Consider the following 270-nt stretch of genomic DNA (forward strand, 5'->3'; position numbering starts at 1 on the left):
CGTAATAAATTCGGCCGTTCTTCCCGCTGGCTTTATAATGAAAACGGAACTAGTTATTATTATAAATATGTAGATGGTATCTTTTTTGATGATTGGTATATCGATGAACAAACATGTGCCAAAACTTATTATCAATTTTTAGACACAACCCGACCTCCTCAAAAACCGAAAGAATTAAATTAATCTTTAATCACAAACCAGACCCTCCAGGGTCTTTTTTTATTTAACAACACACACACTTGGAAGGAAACAAATAACCATGTTAATTAA

General features: G+C 32.6%; 1 pseudogene. It reads left to right on the forward strand.

The window, feature by feature from the left end:
- A pseudogene (locus tag RI68_RS03365) lies at nucleotides 1-183 on the forward strand (hypothetical protein); the annotation flags it as partial.
- Nucleotides 184-270 lie beyond the last annotated feature (87 nt).

Origin of the sequence: Vaccinium witches'-broom phytoplasma str. VAC, from assembly GCF_000309405.1 — a bacterium.
In the GTDB taxonomy this organism is placed as follows: domain Bacteria; phylum Bacillota_I; class Bacilli_A; order Acholeplasmatales; family Acholeplasmataceae; genus Phytoplasma.